At 64.1% G+C, this 19,411-nt stretch carries 20 protein-coding genes; 3 read left to right on the top strand and 17 right to left on the bottom strand.

Annotation, left to right across the window (positions count from 1 at the left end; translation table 11 throughout):
* Positions 1–41 precede the first annotated feature (41 nt).
* The 14 genes from ACZ9XP_RS03405 to urtA form a co-directional block, all read right to left on the bottom strand.
* Positions 42–497, bottom strand: a complete 456-nt coding sequence (locus tag ACZ9XP_RS03405; protein WP_465187994.1) for an REP-associated tyrosine transposase — start codon at positions 495–497, stop codon at positions 42–44.
* 340 nt (positions 498–837) lie between these two features.
* Positions 838–1,407: a HupE/UreJ family protein gene (locus tag ACZ9XP_RS03400; protein WP_465187993.1), complete on the bottom strand. Its 570-nt coding sequence runs from the start codon at positions 1,405–1,407 to the stop codon at positions 838–840.
* Positions 1,400–2,035 (bottom strand): urease accessory protein UreG, encoded by a 636-nt coding sequence (gene ureG / locus ACZ9XP_RS03395; protein WP_017508886.1) that lies wholly within the window; start codon positions 2,033–2,035, stop codon positions 1,400–1,402. Before ureG ends, ACZ9XP_RS03400 begins: the two co-directional genes overlap by 8 nt.
* A gap of 19 nt (positions 2,036–2,054) precedes the next feature.
* A complete protein-coding gene (locus ACZ9XP_RS03390; protein ID WP_465187992.1) occupies positions 2,055–2,732 on the bottom strand; it encodes an urease accessory protein UreF in 678 nt (225 codons plus the stop codon).
* The gene (ureE, locus tag ACZ9XP_RS03385) at positions 2,729–3,226 is read right to left on the bottom strand and encodes an urease accessory protein UreE (RefSeq protein ID WP_465187991.1); all 498 of its coding nucleotides are present in this window, start codon (positions 3,224–3,226) and stop codon (positions 2,729–2,731) included. The genes ACZ9XP_RS03390 and ureE overlap by 4 nt, the downstream gene beginning before the upstream one ends.
* Positions 3,227–3,235: 9 nt before the next feature.
* Positions 3,236–4,936 (bottom strand): urease subunit alpha, encoded by a 1,701-nt coding sequence (gene ureC / locus ACZ9XP_RS03380; protein WP_147685790.1) that lies wholly within the window; start codon positions 4,934–4,936, stop codon positions 3,236–3,238.
* A complete protein-coding gene (locus tag ACZ9XP_RS03375) occupies positions 4,933–5,238 on the bottom strand; it encodes an urease subunit beta (RefSeq protein ID WP_438698022.1) in 306 nt (101 codons plus the stop codon). Before ACZ9XP_RS03375 ends, ureC begins: the two co-directional genes overlap by 4 nt.
* An 8-nt stretch (positions 5,239–5,246) precedes the next feature.
* Positions 5,247–5,549, bottom strand: a complete 303-nt coding sequence (locus ACZ9XP_RS03370) for an urease subunit gamma (RefSeq protein WP_147685786.1) — start codon at positions 5,547–5,549, stop codon at positions 5,247–5,249.
* 15 nt (positions 5,550–5,564) lie between these two features.
* Positions 5,565–6,419 carry an urease accessory protein UreD gene (locus ACZ9XP_RS03365; protein ID WP_465187990.1) on the bottom strand — a complete coding sequence of 285 codons (855 nt, stop codon included), beginning with the start codon at positions 6,417–6,419 and terminating at the stop codon, positions 5,565–5,567.
* Between the two features lie 88 nt (positions 6,420–6,507).
* Positions 6,508–7,206: an urea ABC transporter ATP-binding subunit UrtE gene (gene urtE, locus ACZ9XP_RS03360; RefSeq protein WP_147685782.1), complete on the bottom strand. Its 699-nt coding sequence runs from the start codon at positions 7,204–7,206 to the stop codon at positions 6,508–6,510.
* Positions 7,207–7,209: 3 nt separating this feature from the next.
* On the bottom strand, positions 7,210–8,043 hold the full coding sequence (gene urtD / locus ACZ9XP_RS03355) for an urea ABC transporter ATP-binding protein UrtD (protein ID WP_147685779.1): 834 nt from the start codon (positions 8,041–8,043) through the stop codon (positions 7,210–7,212).
* Entirely contained in the window at positions 8,043–9,140 is a 1,098-nt protein-coding gene (gene urtC / locus ACZ9XP_RS03350; RefSeq protein ID WP_147685777.1) for an urea ABC transporter permease subunit UrtC, read from the bottom strand. The genes urtD and urtC overlap by 1 nt, the downstream gene beginning before the upstream one ends.
* An 8-nt stretch (positions 9,141–9,148) precedes the next feature.
* The gene (gene urtB, locus ACZ9XP_RS03345) at positions 9,149–10,732 is read right to left on the bottom strand and encodes an urea ABC transporter permease subunit UrtB (protein WP_465187989.1); all 1,584 of its coding nucleotides are present in this window, start codon (positions 10,730–10,732) and stop codon (positions 9,149–9,151) included.
* A 104-nt stretch (positions 10,733–10,836) separates the two neighbouring features.
* Positions 10,837–12,108 (bottom strand): urea ABC transporter substrate-binding protein, encoded by a 1,272-nt coding sequence (urtA, locus tag ACZ9XP_RS03340; protein ID WP_147685773.1) that lies wholly within the window; start codon positions 12,106–12,108, stop codon positions 10,837–10,839.
* A gap of 253 nt (positions 12,109–12,361) precedes the next feature.
* Between urtA and ACZ9XP_RS03335 the strand changes: the two genes are divergently transcribed.
* Both ACZ9XP_RS03335 and ACZ9XP_RS03330 read left to right on the top strand, forming a co-directional pair.
* Positions 12,362–12,622 (top strand): hypothetical protein, encoded by a 261-nt coding sequence (locus tag ACZ9XP_RS03335; RefSeq protein ID WP_147685771.1) that lies wholly within the window; start codon positions 12,362–12,364, stop codon positions 12,620–12,622.
* Between the two features lie 6 nt (positions 12,623–12,628).
* Positions 12,629–12,910, top strand: coding sequence for a hypothetical protein (locus ACZ9XP_RS03330; RefSeq protein WP_147685769.1), 282 nt, complete (start codon positions 12,629–12,631; stop codon positions 12,908–12,910).
* A 141-nt stretch (positions 12,911–13,051) separates the two neighbouring features.
* Here the strand turns inward: ACZ9XP_RS03330 and ACZ9XP_RS03325 are convergent, their stop codons facing one another.
* Positions 13,052–13,981 carry an NADP-dependent oxidoreductase gene (locus tag ACZ9XP_RS03325; RefSeq protein ID WP_170253670.1) on the bottom strand — a complete coding sequence of 310 codons (930 nt, stop codon included), beginning with the start codon at positions 13,979–13,981 and terminating at the stop codon, positions 13,052–13,054.
* A gap of 91 nt (positions 13,982–14,072) precedes the next feature.
* Here ACZ9XP_RS03325 and ACZ9XP_RS03320 point away from each other — a divergent pair, with 91 nt between their 5' ends.
* The gene (locus tag ACZ9XP_RS03320; protein ID WP_170253669.1) at positions 14,073–14,975 is read left to right on the top strand and encodes a LysR family transcriptional regulator; all 903 of its coding nucleotides are present in this window, start codon (positions 14,073–14,075) and stop codon (positions 14,973–14,975) included.
* A 73-nt stretch (positions 14,976–15,048) separates the two neighbouring features.
* Here ACZ9XP_RS03320 and ACZ9XP_RS03315 read toward each other — a convergent pair whose 3' ends face one another.
* Both ACZ9XP_RS03315 and ACZ9XP_RS03310 read right to left on the bottom strand, forming a co-directional pair.
* The gene (locus tag ACZ9XP_RS03315; protein ID WP_147685764.1) at positions 15,049–15,972 is read right to left on the bottom strand and encodes a response regulator transcription factor; all 924 of its coding nucleotides are present in this window, start codon (positions 15,970–15,972) and stop codon (positions 15,049–15,051) included.
* On the bottom strand, positions 15,969–19,367 hold the full coding sequence (locus tag ACZ9XP_RS03310) for an ATP-binding protein (RefSeq protein ID WP_147685761.1): 3,399 nt from the start codon (positions 19,365–19,367) through the stop codon (positions 15,969–15,971). Before ACZ9XP_RS03310 ends, ACZ9XP_RS03315 begins: the two co-directional genes overlap by 4 nt.
* Positions 19,368–19,411 lie beyond the last annotated feature (44 nt).

Below are 19,411 nucleotides of genomic sequence, written 5' to 3'. Positions count from 1 at the left end.
CGGATAAGGCATGGCCGCATCCGGGGCAATATAGCGCCAGCTCATCCCCGGATGCGCCGTTGGCTTATCCGGGCTACGCGCTGCACATAGCCATGCTTTAGCGGATTGAAATGGATGTAATCCACGTGCGCTTGCCAATCTGCTTCATCGCGAAATTGATGCGCCCAATAACGTCGCTGCCAGATACCGCGCTCTCGCTTGGCCAGGCGGCTTTCGCGGATAAATTCGGTTTGGGGCAAACCGCGTGAAAACATAGACTTGATCAGCGCCCAGCGTAGCGGGTAATTAGCATCGCCAGGCGGCAGGGTCCAGATAGCGTGCAGATGGTCTGGTAATACCACCATGGCAATTATTTCGAACGGGTGGCGGCTTCGTGTCAGCCTGACGGCCTGTCGCAAAACATCAATAAGGCGAATCAGATAATCCTGGTGGCGGTCAGCCAGATTGACGGTGAAAAACCAGGTGCCGCCGGCCACTAGGCTACGCCGATAATGCATTGCCCTGCCTCCCTGTGGTGGTAAACGCTGGGCTTCATCTTATCGGCCTCAAGCAACTATCCTGTTTTGCGCGGTGAACGTTGGGCTTCGCTGCGCTCAGCGCCAACCTACATGGCATGCCCATTCATCATGTCTCCTCCCCATGACAAAAGGGCAAGCCCGCAGGCTTGCCCTTGTTATTACCGCTGCACCGTAACCCTGTAGATGGCATTGCGGCCAACGTTGACCGCAATGGTGAAGACGGCGCAACCTCCAGCAGGATAGACAAAATGCAGCCTAGCCCATCCCCGGATGCGCCGTTGGCTTATCCGGGCTACGTGTCACGTTGGCCGCAGGCCCGTTACAGCGTGCCCACCAGCAACAACGCGCCAGAGGCAGCAATACCGGCGCCCAGCGCGCGCAGCAGCATGGCGCTGCGCAGCGTGCCTTGGCCGACTGCCACGCCAGCAATGTGCAGCAGCGCGCTGGCCAGCATGAAGCCGGCGGCGTAGGCGGCGCCACTGGCGTCGGCCGGCATTTCCAGGCCGTGGGCTACGCCGTGGTATAGCGCAAAGCCAGCGATGGCGGCCATCGCCAACAGGCGTGGCGGGCGCGCCAGCGCGGCCACCAGCATGCCGCTAAGCAATACCGACAGTGCGATGCCGCTTTCCAGCCACGGCAGCGCCACACCGGCTACACCCAGCGCCGCGCCGGCGGCCAGCATCAGCACGAACAGCGCCGGGCCTTGCCAGCGGGCGTGGCCGCCCAGCTGGGCCGACCACAGGCCGACGGCGAACATAGCCAGTAGGTGGTCCAGGCCGGAGAACGGGTGGCCAAAGCCGTGGGCAAAGCCATCGGCACCGTGGCCGGTGTGGGCCTGCGCCAGGTTGGCCGCAGTAGCCAGCAGGACAAATAACAGGGGTTTACGCATGGTGGGCTCCTTCGGCATTCAGGGTGAGCATGCCTTTTTCTTCGATGAATCGGATGATGTCGGCCAGGCCGTGGCCGCTTTTGAGGTTGGAGAAGATGAACGGCCGCTCGCCGCGCATCTTGCTGGCGTCGCGGTCCATCACCTCTAGCGAGGCGCCTACCAGCGGTGCCAGGTCGATCTTGTTGATCACCAACAGATCGCTTTTGCAGATGCCGGGGCCGCCTTTGCGCGGGATTTTGTCGCCGGCGGACACGTCGATCACGTACAGCGTGAGGTCGGACAGCTCGGGGCTGAAGGTAGCGGCCAGGTTGTCGCCGCCGCTTTCGATGAAAATCACGTCCAGGCCAGGGTGGCGGGCGTTCAGCCGGGCCACGGCTTCCAGGTTGATGGAGGCGTCTTCGCGGATGGCGGTGTGCGGGCAGCCGCCGGTTTCCACGCCGATGATGCGGTCTGGCGCCAGCGCTTCGTTACGCACCAGAAACTGCGCGTCTTCCTGGGTGTAGATGTCGTTGGTGACCGCGGCTACGTTGTATTTGTCGCGCAGCGCCGTGCACAGCGCCCAGGTAAGGTGGGTCTTGCCGGAGCCCACCGGGCCGCCAATGCCGACGCGTAATGCTGCCTGTTTCATGCTGTGTCCTTTTATCGGGTCAAGACCGGAACAACCGGCTGTATTGGGTTTCGTGTTTCTGGGCCACCCAGGCGTACAGGGGGGCAAAGTTGCTGATGTCGTCTTCCGGCAGCTGCCAGGCGCGGGCGGCGGCGGTGGCCAGCTCGGGCAGCAGGCTGGAGATCAGGCGCTGGCCGGTGCTCTGCCCCATGGGCATGGCTTTCATCAGCACCATGATCTGGTTTTCCAGCCAGCCCCACAGCCAGGCTTCCAGCGCCTGCTCGCCCGGCAATTGCAGGCAGCGGGCGGCCAGTGCCCAGGCTACCGGCAGGCTTAATGGCTCGCCGGCTGGCCACAGGGCAGCGTCGCTACCTTCGCGCAGGCCCAGCAGCAGCTGGCGCAGCGAGTAGCCCATCTGCGTGCTTTCCAGTACCTGCTCGCGGCTGTCGCGGCTGGCCAGCAGCTGTGCGTTAAGCCGCTGCAGAGCGGCCACCTCGCCATCGGCTGTCGCGCGGCAGCAGGCGGCCAACATGGCGCCGTCAAACTGTGACAGCGGGCCGGCCAGCAGGTCGGCCAGCCAGTGCCGCGCCGTGGTTTCGTCGTGTACCAGGCCCAGGTCTAGCGCGGTTTCCATGCCCTGCGAGTAGCTGTAGCCGCCAATGGGCAAGCCAGGGCTGGCCAGGCGCAGCAGCTGCAGGCGGGTAGCGGTACCGCTCATGGCTGCCCCTCGAACTGGTGGATTTTCGGCGCGTAGTGAAACGCCGCTTCCTGGCCGTGCGAATGGTGATGGCCGCCGCCATAGGCGCCGTGCTCCGGCGAAAAACCTGCGGCCAACCTTTCCACCTGCAGGCCCATTTGCTGCAGCATGTCGGCCAGTACGTCGTCTTGCAGCAGGCGCAGCCAGCCGGCGCCGACTTCTACTTTGACGTGGCGGTTGCCCAAGTGGTAGGCCGCGCGCGCCAGCGTCACCGCGTCGTGGCAGGCCACGTGCAGCAGCGGCTCGGCGGCAGCCACCACGCGCACACAGCGGCCATCGTCGGCCAGCAGCAGGTCGCCATGGCGCAGCGGCGGGCTGCCCGGCGTCAGCATCACACCCACTTCTTCTCCGGCGGCGCTGCGGGTAAGCAGCCGGGTCTTGCAGCGGCGGTCGAAATCCAGCACCAGCTCGTCGGCAGGCTGGCCGCCGCTGGCGTGTTGTCGCAATACCAGCATGGTGTCCCCTTAGAAAAGAAAGTAGCGCTGCGCCATCGGCAGCACGCTGGCTGGCTCGCACCACAGCAGCTGGCCGTCGGCACGCACCTGGTAGTTTTGCGGGTCTACCTCGATTACCGGCAGGTAGTCGTTGTGGATCAGGTCGGTTTTCTGCACGTTGCGGCAGCCTTGCACCGCCACCAGCCGCTTTTTCAGCCCCAGCGCCTCGCCCACGCCGGCGGCCAGCGCCGCCTGCGACACAAAGGTGACGCTGCCGGCGGCAATGGCGCCGCCGTAGGCACCGAACATCGGCCGGTAATGCACCGGCTGCGGCGTGGGGATGCTGGCGTTGGCATCGCCCATGGCGGCGGCGGCGATGATGCCGCCCTTCAGGATCAGGCTGGGCTTCACGCCAAAAAACGCCGGGCGCCAGATCACCAGGTCGGCCAGCTTGCCTACCTCTACGCTGCCTACCTCGTGGGCAATGCCGTGGGTGATGGCCGGGTTGATGGTGTACTTGGCCAGGTAGCGCTTGATGCGGGCGTTGTCGTTACCGGGGCCGTCGCCCGGCAGCGGGCCGCGCTGCTGCTTCATCTTGTCGGCGGTTTGCCAGCAGCGCAGGATGGTTTCGCCCACGCGGCCCATGGCCTGGCTGTCGGACGACATCATGGCGAAGGCACCCAGGTCGTGCAGGATGTCTTCGGCGGCGATGGTTTCGCGGCGGATGCGGCTTTCGGCAAAGGCCACGTCCTCGGCGATGGCTGGGTCCAGGTGATGGCACACCATCAGCATGTCCAGGTGCTCGTCGATGGTGTTGACGGTGAACGGCCGCGTCGGGTTGGTGGAGCTGGGCAGCACGTTACGTTGGCCGCAGGCCTTGATGATGTCCGGTGCGTGGCCGCCCCCCGCGCCTTCGGTGTGGTAGGTGTGGATGGTGCGGCCCTTGAACGCGGCCAAGGTGGCCTCGATAAAGCCGCCTTCGTTCAGCGTGTCGGTATGGATGGCTACCTGCACGTCCATCTCGTCGGCCACGCTCAGGCAGTTGTCGATGGCGGCTGGCGTGGTGCCCCAGTCTTCGTGCAGTTTCAGGCCGATGGCGCCGGCGCGTACTTGCTCGCGCAGCGGCTCCGGCAGGCTGGCGTTGCCCTTGCCGGTAAAACCCAGGTTCATGGGAAACGCCTCGGCGGCTTTCAGCATCTGCGCCATATGCCACGGCCCCGGCGTGCAGGTGGTGGCGTTGGTGCCGGTAGCCGGGCCGGTACCGCCGCCGATCATGGTGGTGACGCCGGACATCAGCGCTTCGTCGATCTGCTGCGGGCAGATAAAGTGGATGTGGGTATCGATGCCGCCAGCGGTAACGATCATGCCCTCGGCGGCGATGATCTCGGTGGACGCGCCGATCACAATGTCCACGCCGGGCTGGATGTCGGGGTTACCGGCCTTGCCGATGGCGGCGATGCGGCCGTTTTTCAGCGCAATATCGGCTTTCACAATGCCCCAGTGGTCCAGGATCAGCGCATTGGTCAGCACCGTGTCGGCCACCTCGGCCGCCAGGCCCTGGCCCTGGCCCATGCCGTCGCGAATCACCTTGCCGCCGCCGAATTTCACCTCTTCGCCGTACACGGTGTAATCGTGTTCCACTTCGGCCAGCAGGCCGGTATCGGCCAGCCGCACGCGGTCGCCGGTGGTGGGGCCGAACATCTCGGCGTAAGCCTGTCTGCTGATTTTCATAATGCCCCCATTACCTTGCCCTGAAAGCCGTACACACGGCGCAAACCCGCCAGCGCCACCAGCTCGACGGTGCGCGTCTGGCCGGGCTCGAAACGCACGGCGGTACCGGCGGCAATGTTAAGCCGGTAGCCGCGCGCCGCGTCGCGGTCGAACAGCAGGGCGTTGTTGACCTCGGCAAAGTGGTAGTGCGAGCCCACCTGTACCGGGCGGTCGCCACTATTGGCCACCGTCAGCGTGAGCGTGGCGCGGCCAACGTTCAGCTCGATCTCGCCACTGGCAGCGAGTAGTTCCCCTGGGATCATGGCGGCTCCTAAACAATGGGTTGATGCACGGTCACCAGCTTGGTGCCGTCGGGAAAGGTGGCTTCTACCTGGATATCCGGAATCATCTCCGGTATGCCGTCCATCACGTCGTGGCGGGTTAGCAGCGTGGTGCCGTAGTGCATCAGCGCGGCCACGCTCTGGCCATCGCGTGCGCCTTCCATGATGGCGGCGCTGATAAAGGCCACCGCCTCGGGGTAGTTCAGCTTCAGGCCACGGGCACGGCGGCGCTCGGCCAGCAAGGCGGCGGTAAAGATCAGCAGCTTGTCTTTCTCGCGGGGGGTCAGTTCCATGGTGTTGCCTCGGTATCAGGTCGCCCAGATGCGCGGTGCATGCGCCGGGCGGCCGTGGGTAAAGGGGTGGATAAGGTCGCGCGCGGCGCGCAGCCAGGCCAGCGCCGCCTCGGCACCGTCGCCGACAAAGCGGGCCAGCCACACGTCGTCCAGCTGGCTGGCAGCGGCGCAGCCGGCCAGCGGTAAAGCAAGCACCGCCTCGTGCAGCGCGGGCGGCAGCGCCGGCCCGGCCCACAGCAGCGTGGCCACTACGCTATGGCCCGCCAGGCCCACCGGCGAGTGCAGCAGGTGGCTATCGGCGGGCAGCACGGTGCGTTCGCTGTAAATCAGCCGGCCGTCGCGGTAGATGTCGCCCTGTTGGCGCCAGCTACCACGGCGGTATAAGAGGTTGGCCGCAGGGCGGCCCAGGCAGACCACATCGCCCCATAGCAGGCGGGCGTCGCCAGCCAGATCCACACGGCTGGCAAAGCGCACCTCGGCGCCGTCGAACAGGATGGTTTCTTGCGGCAGCCACGCCAGCACGCTGCCAGCCGCCTGGCGGATGCTGAGCTGCTGCTGCGCCTGGCGGCCAAAGCCGTCATACCACTTGGCGGCGCCGGGGCTGGTGAGCAGCACCTCGCTGCCGGCCTGCAGGTCGATGTCCAGCGTGAGGCTGTCACCGCCGGCCACGCCACCGGGCGGGTGCACGATGATGTGCTCGCAGCTGCCGTCGGCACCGATAAAGTGCTTCTGCACCCGTAGCGGGCCAGTGTGGCGGCGCAGCACCGGAATGGTGCGGGCGCCGTCGCGGGCGTAGGCCAGCTGCAGGGTAGCCGGCCAGCCTTGTAGCAAGGACGGGGGCAGCAGGGTGGCAACAGCGTCGGGTTTCATGGGGGGATGGGCAAAAAGTGAAGTCAGATGCGGTATTGCAAGCCCCGTGCCAGTGCATGACACGGGGCCGGTTTGGCACACGGCGGGGCTAGATGGCCAGCAGCTCCCGCACGCCGTCCTGCGGCATGTCCTTGCCCTGCCCGGCCTTGATCACCTCGCCACGCGACATCACCACGTAGCGGTCGGCCAGCGCCTCGGCAAAGTCGTAGTACTGCTCTACCAGCAAGATGGCCATGTCGCCGCGTGCGGCCAACCTTTTGATCACGGTGCCGATGTCCTTGATGATGGACGGCTGGATGCCCTCGGTGGGCTCGTCCAGAATCAGCAGGCTGGGCTGGCTGACCAGCGCGCGGCCAATGGCCAGCTGTTGTTGCTGGCCGCCGGACAGGTCGCCGCCACGGCGGTGGCGCATCTCGCTCAGCACCGGGAACATTTCGTACACGCTGGCGGGGATGTCGCGCCCCTGGCGGCCGCTAAAGCGCGCCAGACCCATTTTCAGGTTTTCTTCCACGGTGAGGCGGGCAAAGATCTCGCGCCCCTGCGGCACATACGCCATGCCGCGCGCTACGCGCTGGTGCGGGGCCAGGCGCTGGATGTCTTCGCCCTGCCACTGCACGGCGCCGCTTTTGGCGGCGATCTGCCCCATCAGGCAGCGCAGCAGCGTGCTTTTACCCACGCCGTTGCGGCCCAGAATGCAGGTCACCTCGCCGACCGGCGCGGTAAAGGCTACGTCGCGCAGGATGTGGCTGCCGCCGTAGAACTGGTTGAGTTTGTCTACTTTCAGCATGATTCAGCGCCCCAGATACACTTCGATAACGCGTTCATTGGCCTGCACCTGCGCCAGGCTGCCCTCGGCCAGCACGCTGCCTTCGGCCAGTACCGTCACCTTCTGCGCGATGCTGCCGACAAAGTCCATGTCGTGCTCCACCACCATCAGCGAGTGCTGGCCTTTCAGCGTGAGCAGCAGCTCGGCGGTTTTTTCGGTTTCGGCGTCGGTCATGCCGGCTACCGGCTCGTCCAGCAGCAACAGTTGCGGCTCTTGCGCCAGCAGCATGCCGATTTCCAGCCACTGCTTCTGGCCATGCGACAGCAGCCCTGCCGGGCGCTGGTAGTGCTCGGTAAGGCGGATGGTGGCCAGCAGCTCGCCGATGCGGTCGCGCTGTGCACCGGTCAGGCGCGAGCGCAAGCTGGCCCAGACCGATTTATTGCCGGCCAGCGCCAGCGCCAGGTTATCGTGCACGCTCATGGCTTCGAACACGGTGGGCTTCTGGAACTTGCGGCCTATGCCCAGCTGGGCGATTTCCGGCTCGGTGTGGCGCGTCAGGTCAATGGTCTGGCCAAAGAACACGCTGCCGCTATCGGGGCGGGTCTTGCCGGTGATGACGTCCATCATGGTGGTTTTGCCGGCGCCGTTGGGGCCGATGATGCAGCGCAGCTCGCCCACGCCGATGTCCAGCGTGAGTTTGTTCAGCGCGCGAAAGCCATCGAAGCTCACGGTCACGTCGTCCAGGTACAGGATGGCGCCGTGGCGGGTGTCCAGCTGCCCGTCTACCGGGTGGACCAGGCCGCGGGCCTCGCCGTCCCAGTTTTCACGCTGGCTGGTGGGTGTGGATGCGGCCAACATTATTGCGCCCCTTTCTTGCGTAGCAGACCCAGCACGCCGTTAGGCAGCAACAGGGTGGCGGCGATAAACAAAAAGCCCAGGAAAAACAGCCAGTACTCGGGAAACGCCACGGTGAACCAGCTCTTGGCACCGTTGACGATGGCCGCGCCCAGCACCGGGCCGATCAGCGTGCCACGGCCGCCCAGCGCTACCCAGATGGCGATTTCGATAGAGTTGCCCGGCGACATCTCGCTGGGGTTGATAATGCCCACCTGCGGCACGTACAGCGCACCGGCCAGCGCGCACAGCACCGCCGACAGCACCCAGATGGCCAGCTTGTAGTACAGCGGGTTGTAGCCGCAGAACATCAGCCGGCTTTCGGCGTCGCGGATGGCAGTGAGGATGCGGCCGAACTTGCTTTGCACCAGCCAGCGTGCACCCCACAGTGCCAGCGCCAACAGCAGCACGGTGGCAGCAAACAGCACGGCGCGGGTGGCCGGCTCGGCAATGCCGAAACCCAGGATGCGCTTGAAGTCGGTAAAGCCGTTGTTGCCGCCAAAGCCGGTTTCGTTACGGAAGAACAGCAACATGGCGGCAAAGGTGAGCGCCTGGGTCATGATGGAAAAGTACACGCCCTTGATGCGCGAGCGGAACGCCAGCCAGCCGAACACCAGCGCCAGCAGGCCCGGTACCAGCACGATCACCAGCAGCGCCCAGGCAAAGTGCTCGCTGCCCTGCCAGAACCACGGCAGTTCTTTCCAGTCCAGAAACACCATGAAATCGGGCAGGTCGCTCTGGTAATTGCCGTCACGTCCGATCTGGCGCATCAGGTACATGCCCATGCCGTAACCGCCCAACGCAAAGAACAGGCCGTGGCCCAGGCTGAGCAGGCCGGTGTAACCCCACACCAGGTCCATGGCCAGCGCCACGATGGCGTAGCACAGGATTTTGCCGGTAAGCGTGAGGGTGTAGGCGGACACGTGTAGCGCGTGGCCTTCTGGAAACACCGCGTGCCCCAGCGGCAGCAGCATCAGCAGGGCCAGCAGCAGGCCCACGCCCAGCGTGGTGGCACGCGGCCCGGCCGCTGCGGCCAACTTGAGAGAGTAAGGTTGTGACATGGCAGGCCTCAGTCGAGCACGCGGCCTTTCAGGGCAAACAAACCCTGAGGACGCTTCTGGATAAACAGGATGATGAACACCAGGATCAGGATCTTGGCTAGCACGGCCCCCAGCGACGGCTCGATGACCTTGGCCAGCATGCCCAGACCCAGCGCACCGGCTACGGTACCGGCCAGCTGCCCTACCCCGCCCAGCACCACCACCATGAAACTGTCGATGATGTAGCTCTGGCCCAGGTCCGGCCCCACGTTGCCGATCTGGCTCAGCGCCACGCCACCCAGGCCAGCGATGCCGGAGCCCAGGCCAAAGGCCAGCATGTCTACGCGGCCGGTGGGCACGCCCACGCTATCGGCCATGCGGCGATTCTGCGTAACGGCGCGTACGAACAAGCCCAAACGGGTGCGGTTCAGCAGCAGCCAGGTCAGCACCAGCACGGCAGCGACAAAGGCGATGATGGCCAGACGGTTGTAAGGGAGCGTCAGCGTGGTGGATAGCGTAATGCCGCCGGACAACCAGCTGGGGTTGGCCACTTCTACGTTCTGCGCACCAAACGCCACGCGCACCGCCTGCATCAGCATCAGGCTGATACCCCAGGTGGCCAGCAGCGTTTCCAGCGGGCGGCCGTACAGGTGGCGAATCACCAGCCGCTCCAGCGCCATGCCGATGATGGCGGTGACCACAAACGCGGCGGGCAGCGCGGCCAGCAGGTAGTAGTCGAACGCGGCGGGGGCGTACTGGCGGAACAGGTTCTGTATCAGCCAGGTGGTGTAGGCCCCCAGCATCAGCATTTCGCCGTGCGCCATATTGATGACGCCCAGCAGGCCATAAGTGATCGCCAGCCCCAGTGCGGCCAACAGCAGGATGGAGCCCAGGCTGGCGCCGCTGAACAGGTGGCCCAGCAAGCTGTAGCTGAACTGTGTGGCCTTGATGCTGGCAATGGCTTCGTCCGCGGCGCGGCGCACGTCGGTGTTTTCTTGCGGGTTGGCCGCTAGCGGTTCCAGCAGTGTCAGCAGCGCCGGGTCGCTGGCGTCGCCCATGATGGCGATGGCGGCCAGCTTGTCGGTGGTAGACGGGCTGCCCAGCTGCAAGGTGGCGGCGGCCAGGCGCAGCGCGTCGCGCACGCTGTCTTCGCGCTCGACTTGCAGTTGCTTTTGCAGCAGCGGCAGCAAGGCCGGGTTGGCCGCGTCCTGTATGGCTTTGACTGCTGCCAGGCGGCTGCCGCTATCTATCGCGTGCAGGCCGGCAGCGGCGTGAAATGTTTGCAGTGCACTGCGCACGCTGTTATTCAGCGGTACGCTATCGGTGCCGTCGGGCACGCTGTCTACTGGCTGGCCGCTATCGGCATCCAGCCATAGCTCGCCTTGCTGCACAAAAAAGCGGGTAGCGTCCGGGTCGGCCAGCAGGCGGCCTTCTTCCAGCGCCGCTACCGCGGCGGTATGCGCTGCGGTGGGGTTGGCGGCCCAGCTGGCGATCAGCTCGGCGCGGGCAGCCGGGTCGGCAGCGGCCAGCTCGGCCGCCGGGCTGGCGGCAAAAGCCGGTGCCCACAGCAGGCTGCATGCCAGTACGGCCATCAGGTGCTTGAGCTTGTTCATGGTGAGGTCCTTGCAAAAAAACGGGCTGCACAGGGCAGCCCGGGAAATACCGCAGCGTGGCTAAGCACCGGCGAGTGGCAGTGGCCAGCCAGCGGCTACGGCGATCAGGACTTGGTTTTTACCGGGGTGTCTGGCTTTTTATCGTTACCCGGGATGTACGGGCTCCATGGCTGGGCACGGATCGGGCCTTTGGTTTTCCACACCACCGAGAACTGGCCATTAGGCTGCACTTCGCCAATCATCACCGGCTTGTGCAGGTGATGGTTCTTGCCATCCATCTGCAAGGTGTAGCCGGAAGGTGCCTTGAAACTGATGCCGGCCATGGCTTTGCTGACGGCTGCCACATCGGTGGTACCGGCTTTCTTCACGGCTTCGGCCCACATATTGATACCGACGTAGGTGGCTTCCATCGGGTCGTTGGTCACCAGCTTGTCGGCGCCGGCCATGCCTTTCTTGGCAGCCCAGGCTTTGTAGGCGGCAATCCACTTGGTATTGACCGGGTTCTTCACGCTCATGAAGTAGTTCCAGGCGGCCAGGTGGCCCAGCAGCGGCTTGGTGTCGATACCCTTGAGCTCTTCTTCACCCACCGAGAACGCCACCACCGGCACGTCGGTGGCTTTCAGGCCCTGGTTACCCAGCTCTTTGTAGAACGGTACGTTGGAGTCGCCATTGATGGTGGAGATAACGGCGGTCTTGCCACCAGCGGCAAACTTCTTGATGTTGCCGACAATGGTCTGGTAATCGCTGTGACCAAACGGGGTGTACACCTCTTGGATGTCGCTATCCTTCACGCCTTTGGATTTCAGGAAGGCACGCAGGATCTTGTTGGTGGTGCGCGGGTAAACGTAGTCGGTACCCAGCAGGAAGTAGCGCTTGGCGGCACCGCCTTCTTTGCTCATCAGGTATTCCACCGCCGGGATGGCCTGCTGGTTTGGCGCGGCACCGGTGTAGAACACATTAGGCGACAGCTCTTCACCCTCGTACTGCACCGGGTAGAACAGCAGGCCGTTCAGCTCTTCGTACACCGGCAGTACCGATTTGCGCGATACGGATGTCCAACAGCCAAACGTTACGGCAACCTTGTCACGGGTCAGCAGCTGGCGGGCTTTTTCGGCAAACAGCGGCCAGTTCGATGCCGGGTCTACCACCACCGGTTCCAGCTTCTTGCCCAGTACGCCGCCCTTGGCGTTGATCTCGTCGATGGCAAACAGCGCCATGTCCTTGAGCGAGGTTTCAGAAATGGCCATGGTGCCGGACAGCGAATGCAGCACCCCGACCTTGATGGTATCGGCAGCACGGGCCTGCACGCTGAAACCGGCAGCCAGCAGCGAGGCGGCAATTACAGAAGACTTCAAAACGAGACGGCGAGTAGTCATGGCAAAGCTCCCTGAAGAACAGTTGGTTTTGTTGCAGTGCAGGGTCAGATTACGGTGCCGGTGCCATGGCGGGAATACGTCAAATTGCGTACACGCTGCAATGCAACATACGCAGACAGGCGAACAGATGTCAGGCTGGAACGACAACTCACCGCCGCTTTAAGCAATCTATAAACTTCTGTTTTTAAAGAAATTGGTCTACGCGCGATGATCAAGCTGCAATGCGAATGCATTGATCTTTCCAGGAGACATCATGCACACCATTTTGGTTATGGCAGGCGGCGTGGTTTTACTGCTATGCGGCCAACTACTCGCCCGTTTTACCGGCATCATCAGCCAGGCGCAGGCAGCCTTGTACTTTGTGCCACTGTGGCTACTGATAGCGGCCAGCAATATGTGGACGGGCGTACAGCGTGCTGGCTATAGCGTGATGGAAGAGCTGCCTATTTTCCTGCTGGTTTTTGCTGTACCGGCCATGCTGGCCTATGCACTGTGGCGTCAGCTGCGTTACTAAGCTGCCATGCAGGATGAAACACTACTGCAGCAGCTGATTTTCCCGGCCATATTGCTTGCCGGGCTCATGCATGGCTTGCTACGGCGTATGGCCACGCGGCTGATACCTGCTTTTATCGGCAGCACGATGCTGCTAGCGGGACTATTGATTGCAGCTGGCATAAGCCAAGAAGGTGATTGGGTGAGGTGGTTCGGGCTGACATTGGTTATCTTGCCCGTAGCCATGCTGTTTTTCATGACCGGCCAAATCCTGGGTGTATGGCTTACCCGTAAAATACACAGCTTGTAAGCATCACCACGGTGATCGCCACAAAACAAAAGCCCCGCTAGCTGCGAGGGCTTTTGTTTTGGCTAGCCAACATGGCCAGACTTTTGGCTTAGGCACCGGTTAAACGGTAGCTATATCCACTGCCGAAAAAACAGTACAGGGCTACAGCACGCGAGGCGGCATCAGCAAGACCATCTTGCCACCTGCCTGCCCGCGCTCGCCCAACCGGTGCGCTTCGGCAGCGTCGGCCATGGGCAGGGTACGCGCGACCTCTACCCGTAACTGGCGCTGTAGCAGGCTGGCCAGTACGCTGCCACGCGGCCGGGTCATGACGAACGCCGCGCGCACGCCGGCCCGTTCGGCCCGCCCAGGTGGCGGCGGCATGGTAGTGGCCAGTAACAAGCCACCTGTTTGCAAAGTGCGCCATGAGGCTTCTTGCACCGGGCCGCCGATGGTATCCAGCACCACATCAATGCCGCGTACTTGCTGGCCGAATGAATCTACCTGGTAGTCCAGCACTTCATCGGCACCCAGCGCCTGAACACGCGCCACGGTGTGGCCGCTGGCCATGGCCACCACATACGCGCCGTGTTGTTTGGCTAGCTGCACAGCCACCCCGCCCAGCGCGCCCGCTGCGCCATGTATCAGCACACGGTTGCCCGGCTTGAGCTGGGCCATGTCCACCAGCGCGGTCCAGGCAGCCTGCCCGGGGGTGGGCAGTGCCGCGGCATCGACAAACGAGACAGCCTGCGGCATCAGTGCTGCCTGCTGCGCGGGCACCACCACGTATTCGGCATAGGTGCCATGCTGGCCCAGATCGCCGTAAAAGCACACGCGGTCTTCCAGCGCAAAACCCTGCACCGCGCCACCCAGCGCTACCACCACACCCGCTGCATCCAGCCCCGGTGTAAAAGGCAATGACAGATCCCGTATGCCCGCCATGGCGCCAGAGCGCAGCTTCCAGTCCAGCGGGTTGATACCTGCCGCCACCACGCGTACCAGCAGGTCGCCAGGGCCGCAGTCCGGGATGGGTACCTCGTCCAGCTGCATAACGTCGGGCCCACCGTATGTAAAGAATCGAATCGCTTTCACATCACCTCCCGCAGTGATCAGCAACGAATGGCCAGTGTGCGCGAAAGCGATTCTTGCATTTAAAGAACAAAGTCAGATAAATTATCCATATATGAAAGAAAAGAGACAGTTTCACCACACCCCTTCGCTGGACGACATGGCCTTGTTTGTGGAGGTGGTGCGTAACGGCAGCTTTCACCGTGCCGCCCAGCTACTGGACATGCCCGGTGCCACGCTGTCACGCCGTATTGCGGCGATGGAGAAACGCCTGGGTGTGCGCTTGCTGGAGCGCACCACACGCCGGGTGGCGCTGAGCGAGCGTGCGCGGCCATTTTTCGAGCGCTGCGCCGTGCTGGTTGATGAAGCAAGACAAGCCGAATCGCTCTTGCAAAGCCAGCAGGCCATGGCAGCGGGCACGCTGCAGGTTTGCATGGCAGCCGATATTGCCGTGTTGTGGGTTGGCCCGCTGCTGGCCGAGTTCACCCGCCTGCACCCCGATATCACGCTGGATCTGGACCTGAGCGGTGTGGTGGACGAACACGCCGATACCCAGCCAGACCTGATCATCCGCCAGGGCAGCAGCCGCCCGGCGGGGCGCCCGGTGTGGCCACTGGCCACGCTGGCACAGGGCCTGTTTGCCGCGCCGGCCTATCTGGCAAGACATATGGCCCCGCTGACCCCGGCGGAGCTGGCCGTGCACGACTGCCTGCACAGCCGTGGCCAGGTACAGTGGACACTGCGCCAGGCGGGCAAGCCACAGCAGCCCATGATCAGCGGGCGGGTAGGCCTGAATGATCTGGGCCTGATGCGTACGCTGGCCGAGCATGGCGCGGGTATTGCCATGCTACCCAAGCTGATGACGCAGGACGCGGTACGCAGCGGCCGACTGGTGGCGGTACTGGCAGACTGGGAATGCCCGGCGCTGACCCTGGTAGCGCTGGCGGCCAACGACACACTCACCCCCCAGGCGACGGCACTGCGCGATTTTCTCGCCAGCCGGCTAGCGCTGGACTAGCACGCTGTTAGTGCAGTGGTCGAAGCGGTAGCCCGTTGGCAGTGCTACGCCACCACCGAGCGCAGACACCAGGCTAGACGGTACTGCCGCGCAGCTTGCCCAGTGCCAGGCTGGCCGCCGCGGTGCGGGTCTCCACCGCCAGCTTGTCGAATACATGCTCCAGGTGTTTGTTTACCGTGCGCGGGCTCATGCCCAGAATATCGGCGATATCGCGATTGGTCTTGCCCAGGCTTAGCCAGTGCAGCACCTCTGCCTCGCGCTGGGTTAGCCGGAACGCGCCCATCAGGGTCTGGATGCTGGCTTCGTCGTTTTCCTCGCGCAGCACCACCAGCCACTCCTCATCGCCGGTCTGGTCATGGAAGCTGGCCAATAGCCGCCGCCCGGCTTGCGCCAGCAATAAGGCCGGCTGCTCGGTACCGGCCAGCCTGGCGGCCTGGGCCGCCTGGGTCCAGGCCAATAGCGCCGGCGGGGCCTGGTCGCCCGCGCCAAAATAATGCTCGATCAGCCGCCGTGCCAGCGCGGTTTGCCACACCAGCCGGCCACTGCGTGCGGCAATGGCGATCGTGGCCTGGCCGAAAGCGTCCAGCGCACTGCTGGCCTGCGTCATCTGGCGGGCGTTCTGGATATGCGCGGCAATGCGTGCCAGCACCTCGGGCGGGCGCAAGGGTTTGGTGACATAGTCGGCCCCGCCGGCGGCAAAGGCCGCCACCACGTGTTCGCTCTCGGTCAGGCCGGTCATGAACACGATGGGGATGGCACGGGTGGCAAAAGCGGCTTTCAGGCGGCGCGCCACCTCGAAGCCATCCAGCCCCGGCATCACCGCGTCCAGCAGGATGACATCGGGCAGCGACAGCCGGGCGCGCTGCAAGGCGGCCTCGCCATCGGTGGCCACCAGTACGGTGTAACCCGCCTCGTCCAGCGCGTCGTGCAGCAGCGCCAGGTTGTCCGGCTGGTCGTCTACGATCAGCACCACGTGCTGCAGGTGTGGGGTCGTCATGCTTTGTTCTCCGGCTGCAGACCATGGTGCAGTAGCTCGCGCAAGGCTTCAAACTGGAACTGGCGTACGTGCTCGCCGGCCACGCGCACAAACTCGGTGTAGGCAGCGTCCAGTGCGGCCAACCTGGCCAGCTCGCTGCGCAGCCCGCGCACATAGCCCAGCTCTACCGCTTCCAGCAGGCCGGCCAGCTCGGCGGCCGGGGGCTGTACCAGGGCCTGCACCACGGCCACAGGGTTGGCCGCTGCCATGGCAGGCTGGCCAATCACCCATTCCAGCGCCAGTTTGTGGCCTATCCAGTCCAGCAGCTCTTCTACGCGTATCGGTTTGAGAATGAAATCTTCGCTGGCAATACCGGCGTCGTTGTCCTGGCCTTTATCAAAGGCATTGGCAGAAATCACGGCCAGCTGCGCGGTACAGCCGGCCTGCCGCAAGCGGCGTAGCGTTTCCCAGCCGTCTATCCCCGGCATGGCCAGATCCATGAACACCAGATGCGGCTGAAAACGCCCCACCATGGCCAGGCAGTCGTAACCGTTGGCCGCCTGAGCCACCTCGAAGCCCAGGCGCTCCAGCACACCCGCCAGCATTTCGCGGTCGATAGCTTCGTTGTCTACCAGCAAGATGCGCTGGCGCACGCCCACATAGCCCACCCGGTTGCGACGCGGCAGCTCGCGCTCGGCCAGCGCGGCGTGTACATGCGGCAAAAACAGGCGCACGGTAAAGTGGCTGCCCTGCCCCGGCGTGCTGCGTACCGTCAGCTCGCCGCCCATCAGGTCGGTAAGCATCTTGCTGATGGTGAGCCCCAGGCCGGTGCCGCCCGCGCCGCTGCTACTGCCGCGCTCGAACGGCTCGAAGATGCGCAGCAGCTCGCCTTCGGCAATACCCGGCCCGGTATCGATCACCTCGAAGGTGGCCATCTCGCCACGGTACTGCAAGGCAAAACGCACGCTGCCGCGGCGGGTAAACTTGACCGCATTGCCCAGCAGGTTGATCAATATCTGGCGCAAGCGCTTCTCGTCGGCGCGCACCACCTGCGGCAAGTGGGCGGCGGGGGCGTAGTGAAAATCCAGCCCCTTGTTACGCGCCTGCAGCTCGAACATGGCCACCAGCTGGCGCAGGAAAGCATCGAAATCCATGGCGCGGGTAGCCAGCTGCAGCTTGCCGCTTTCGATACGGGCAATATCCATGCTGCCCTCGATCACCGACAGCAGGTGGTCGCCGCTACGGCGTATTACCTCGATGGCCTGGCGGCGCGACGGCGGGATCTCGGCGTCGCCGTCCAGAATCTGCGCGTAGCCCAGAATGCTGTTGAGCGGCGTACGCAGCTCGTGGCTGATGGCCGACACGTAGCGGCTCTTGGCCTGGTTGGCTTGCTCGGCAGCCTCGCGCGCACGCTTGAGCTGCTCGTCGGTGAGCCGGTGCGACTCGATTTCGGCCAGCAGGCGGGCGGTCTGGCGATTCGATTCCAGCTGTGCCACCTCGCGGCTCTGGGCGGTGAGCACCATCCACCACGCCACCACGCCGCTCACCAGCAGCAGTACGGCAAACAGCCGCCAGAACAGCTGCGGGAGCCAGGCCTCATAGCCGCCCTGCAGCGCGCCTTGCCACTCTATGTAGTACAGCAGGCCCAGTACCAGCAGCAGCACGCTGCCGATGCCGGTCATCAACAGCAGATAATGGCCCAGCCCGTGTGCCAGATAGGGCTGCAAGGCGCGCGGCAACAGGTGGTGCAGCAGTGCCGCCCATTGTGCGGCCAACCTGGCCTGCGGCTTGCAGGCATCGCCACAGCGTACGTCCAGCGTGCAGCACAGCGAGCAGATCATGCCCTGATAGGCCGGGCACGGTGCCATGTCTTCTGCCTCGTAATCGCGCTCGCACACCACGCAGCGGTACTGGCTGGCACCGGCCGCCATGGCCGGGCGAGCGCTGTAATAGCGCCCGCGCGTGAGCCAGGCAATCAGCGGGGCGGTACAAAACGCCACCGCCATAGCCACAAACGGCGCCAGCGGCTGCCAGTGCTCGCCAAATACCCCCACATGGGTGGCAATGGATAGCAAAGACGCCAGCGCCATGGCTCCTACCCCTACCGGGTTAATGTCGTACAGATAGCTGCGCTTGAACTCGATGCCTTTCGGGCTCAGCCCCAGTGGCTTGCTGACCACCAGATCCGCCACCACGGCCATGATCCACGAGATGGCAATATTGGCGTACAGCCCCAGCACCTGGCCCAGTGCGTGAAACACCTCCAGCTCCATCAGCAGCAGGGCAATGGCCAGGTTGAACACCACCCACACCACGCGGCCAGGGTGGCTGTGGGTCAGGCGAGAAAAAAAGTTGGACCACGCCAGCGAACCGGCATAGGCATTGGTGACATTGATCTTCAACTGCGACACCAGCACAAACAGCGTGGTAGCCGCGATAGCCAGCGTGGTGTTGTCAAACACATGCGCAAAGCCGATCAGGTACATCTGGTTAGGGTCTACCGCGCGCTCTGCCGCCACACCGTTGCGCAGCGCCAGCCACGCCAGCAGCGCCCCGCCCAGCATTTTCAGCACGCCGGGCAGCACCCAGCCGGGGCCGCCCACCATCACCGCCAGCAGCCACTGTCTATGGTTGGCCGCAGTACGCGGCGGCATGAAGCGCAGGTAGTCTGCCTGCTCGCCCATCTGGGTAATCAGCGCAATGCCCACCGTGAGCGCCGCACCAAACAGATGCAGGTCAAACGCCTGCGGTGCATGGTTTGCACCAGCGTAGCGCCACAGCCCGGCCAACGCCTGCGGCTCGTGCCACAGCACAAAGACATACGGCAGCACCAGTAAACACAGCCACAACGGCTGCGTCCACACCTGCAGCCGGCTGATGGCAGTGACGCCATGTGTCACCAGCGGCAGCACCACCAGTGCGCATAGCAGGTAACCCCACTGTGGCGGTATGCCAAAGCCCAGTTCCAGTGCATAGGCCATGATGGCCGCTTCCAGCGCAAAGAAAATGAAGGTAAACGAGGCATAGATCAGCGAGGTAATGGTGGAGCCGATATAGCCAAAGCCGGCACCTCGGGTCAGCAGGTCCATATCCACGCCATAGCGGGCGGCGTACAGGCTGATAGGCAGGCCGGCCAGAAAGATAATCAGGCCAGTGGCCAGGATGGCCAAAAAGGCGTTCAGGAAGCCGGCCTCCACCATCATGGTGGCGCCCACGGCCTCCAGCACCAGAAACGACGCGGCGCCCCCCACGGCGGTATTGGCCACCCGCCACGCCGACCAGCGGCGAAAACGCTGCGGGGTAAAGCGCAGCGCGTAGTCTTCCAGCGTCTCGCTGGCCACCCAGCGGTTATAGTCGCGCCGGATGGTGACCACGGCTTGTGGCGGGGCGGGAGCGGCTTCGGTATGCGTATCCATGCCGCTTTACTGGCAAGAAGCAGGCCAAGCTGACGTACCCAGGC

This window comes from Vogesella perlucida, assembly GCF_979366545.1.
This window is presented reverse-complemented; position numbering and strand designations above follow the sequence as displayed.